The sequence below is a fragment of the Nostoc sp. UIC 10890 genome (assembly GCF_054786515.1).
The window spans coordinates 1-3,403 of the sequence record NZ_JBSGKF010000074.1 but is presented as its reverse complement, the minus strand read 5'-3'; the positions used below and the strand labels follow the sequence as shown (position 1 = coordinate 3,403).

Genomic DNA, 3,403 nt, shown 5'->3' with positions numbered 1-3,403 from the left:
TGGTTTGTAATGGTTGACTTGCGAACCCTTTTTGCGTTTGGGTGCAGGCGGTTCGCTTTCCTTGCCCTTGAAATAAATATAAACCAATTGCATTGCTTTTGCAATACTTTTGCTATCAGGTGTATTCCAAGTTTTTGGCATTCAGCATAAAATATTTGTATAGCAAAAGCATTGCAATATGCTATATTTTTGCATTACCTTTAACTGTATAACGCAATGAAAAGCACAGCAAATGTAATATAAGGAGGTGTCAATGCAAGTCTTGCTGCTGTTTATGTCCAGAAAAAGAAAGCCTGTTTCCTTCCGAATTGATGAGTTAGTGGTAGAAACTTTGGCTAAATTAGCTAGGGAAGAAAATACTAGTGTGAATAGATACATCGAAACTCATTTTTTTCGGTTAGGTAAAGAGCGAGGCTTTATTTCTCCAGACGCTCAGTTGATTGGCGAAACTAGAGGAGGAGACACAACCAAGGGTACTGATGCTGATGATGATTGAAGCTATTAATCTTTATAGATTTGAGAGAATCACGCGAAAAGGTTGGTTTTTCGATGGAACGGGTAGCAATAGAGTTAGGTAAATTTGTTTCTACTATTAGATTTTGGGAAGCCGAAACATACAGCAATTCATAACCAATCGAAACAATAGGGCTTTCAGCATCCGTGGCGGCAAGCTTATCCTTTAAAAAACGGCAATCTTTTCCTTTAAGTCACACATTTTCAACCATAAGCTGGTTCTTGGCAACTTTTGGCGTAAGTTGCACATTTATTGGTCAATTCAGTTTCATCTGTTATGGCGTTACCCTGTCTATGGGAATTATAGTTTTGAGTTAAGTTGCCTCAAGGATTGAAGATTTATGTTTGCAGTTCGCTACAAGTAGTAGATATAATTTATACCCGGAAAATTAACCAATATCCAGACCTAAATTATTGATTTATTCACTATGCCTCACAGTTACAATCAAAAATCTTTTCAAGTTGGTGGGTCAAATCCTAGCAATCCTCTTTTATGCCTGTACTGTTCATTGGTAGTGCTAGAACTTTCGATAAAAGATCATCTTTCTCAATTTGGCTCATGGAAAACAGGGCATTGCATCATTGATTGGCTGACTACTGAGCTAGGTGAAACTTCTTTAGGAACACAGCTAGAATCTAAACTTTCTGCTTTATACTGCACTCATAGAAACGGATCTGAGGTTAAGGTTGATGCTAATCGCTATCCCGACATTAGATATCTTAGGCATGAAGCTGATTTTCCTGGAAAATCCACAGATAACCAGTTAAAAGAAGCTTTAGAAATTATTAAGGATATTAGAACTAGCCTTATTAGTAAAGGAATAAGCCTGTAATGAATGCAAATCAACTCCTAAAAGCAGCAAAAAAAGTTGGGGAAGTCAAAACGGTATTTCGATTTCCATACGTCCATATAATTTGCATATCACCTAGCTTTACTAACCTTGAGCCGGATGAACGTGAACTTAGTTTCTGTACATCAGTTAAAATTAGTGTGGCAGAACTACGAAAAGTTCTGCGAAACTCTCTGCTTTCATTACGACTGCTTACTTCTGATGAATTTTTAACAGAATATCCTAACAATGCTGATAGAGGTCATCATTGGCTTAGTGCTCTCATTAATCAAGAACTAGACACAGTAGGTTCGATAGAGCAGCGACCTCTAGGAATTAAAGTTATTCATTTCTATGGCTACAAGGGAGGTCAAGCTCGTTCCACACTGCTTGGACTTTTATCAACAGCTTTAGCAGAAGATGGGTGGAAAGTTCTTGTAGTTGATAGTGATATCGAAGCTCCTTCACTTGATATAATTTATGCTCGAACTTCTCGTACTCTGTCGGGAACACTACTAGGAGTTGTCCAATCTACCTCTGACATAGTTCCTGAGCGTGTCAGAACACCAGCAGAAGGAGATGGATATGTAGATTTATTAGCTTGTAGACCCAAGTCAGAAGAATTTGATATTGATGCATCTGCATTTGCTCTTCGGTGCGCTCTAGAACCTATGATTATCGAAGATGCTGCTCGCCGTATCTTACAATTCGCAACTAACAAACAATATAATGCTCTATTGATTGATCATAGGTCAGGACTTTCGCCTATAACCTTGCCCTGGATGAGTACACTTCCAGCTCCCACAGTTGTTTGTGTGCGGCTTGATGAGCAGTGGCGACCCGCCGAGCAATTTATAAAATCAGTTCTCCGAACTAACTCTGCTAACCCTGGTGTTTTTGTTTCGTGGAAACCAGATGATGAGGACTTAATCTCGTATCGGCAACGTAATAATATGCAGATAGATTCGCTGTTAGATATTCTTGCTGAAACAATTTCTGAAGCTGCTGAAACCTCAGATGATTTTGAACAAGAGGCAGAAATCTCTTCTGTTGAACTTGAAGATCACTGGATTGTTTGGTCTTATGACAGTGCCTTTCGGCAAAGTAGATTGCCAGACAAGAGTCAGTTGTCTGGTTTGAGCATCGGTTCACTCAGTAAACTGCGTAGCATTCTTGATGTTAGTTCTAAAAAAACTGAGGATATAATCGAAAATGCTCCAGTTCTTAGTCCAAGTGGTGCTTCTGATGAAGGCGATTTGATTCAAACAGAAGCTCTTCGAGAACTCAGTGTCCCTAATAATTCAATTTCCTACGTTTTAGGGCGGAAGGGAACAGGTAAGACTCGGTTACTTCGAGAGCTTACAAAAGCTAGGATTGGTGAACCATTATTAGTTGACTCAAACAGCAAAGATGGTAAAGGGCTAAAATCTCCTAGTCCAGAATTATCGAGAGCAGCAGATCTTTATAAAGATGCACCTGAAAAGTTATGGTGGCATTTACTTTCTGCTGCAATTGATGCACCTGAAACATCTACCGAAGTATTAGCAAGATTGTTTTCCCAAGAGATGGAGCAGCCTATAAACGATGACCCAATTTTGCGGATTCTTGAAAAGATACAAGGAAAGCCAAAACGTACTTTTTTCATAGATGGTCTTGAAACAGCATTTAATGCCAAGCTTATTTTTGCGTATGCTGAAGCTCTTTTTAGATTTATGCAAACCGTTGAAACAGATTCTAGGCTATCTAGATATATACACATCAAGGTCTTTATAAGAAGTGATCTTGCAGGACGAGGCTATCAGAACATTGAACAACAGCTGTATGGTAAAAGCCTTTATCTAAGCTGGGATACACAAAAGATTTTTAATTTTATTTTGTCGCGGATAGCCCAGATTCAGTGGTATAAAGATCATTTTATAGATCTTATTAGAGATATAGAAGAACATCGATCTGAAATTCTCAAAGGCTCTCTAACAGTCGAGGATTGTGAAAGTCTTTTAATGACAGCTTTCCCCGAAAAAATACGTAGGAATAATCTTGCTACAAAAACCTTCCTAAAA

Annotated in this window: 3 protein-coding genes; all 3 read left to right on the top strand. The window is 38.5% G+C overall.

The genetic code is table 11. The features are described from left to right. Window positions 1–253 precede the first annotated feature (253 nt). Window positions 254–496, top strand: a complete 243-nt coding sequence (locus ACWATR_RS38990; protein ID WP_460345449.1) for a hypothetical protein — start codon at window positions 254–256, stop codon at window positions 494–496. 445 nt (window positions 497–941) lie between these two features. Beyond that, the gene (locus tag ACWATR_RS38985) at window positions 942–1,346 is read left to right on the top strand and encodes a hypothetical protein (RefSeq protein WP_460345446.1); all 405 of its coding nucleotides are present in this window, start codon (window positions 942–944) and stop codon (window positions 1,344–1,346) included. Next, a partial coding sequence (locus ACWATR_RS38980; RefSeq protein WP_460345443.1) for a hypothetical protein occupies window positions 1,346–3,403 on the top strand: 2,058 nt, incomplete at its 3' end. The genes ACWATR_RS38985 and ACWATR_RS38980, both read left to right, overlap by 1 nt.

Excerpts from the sequence above, each read along its gene's own strand:
- ACWATR_RS38990 (WP_460345449.1), top strand. The coding sequence starts at position 254 with ATGCAAGTCTTGCTGCTGTTTATGTCCAGAAAAAGAAAGCCTGTTTCC.
- ACWATR_RS38985 (WP_460345446.1), top strand. The coding sequence starts at position 942 with ATGCCTCACAGTTACAATCAAAAATCTTTTCAAGTTGGTGGGTCAAAT.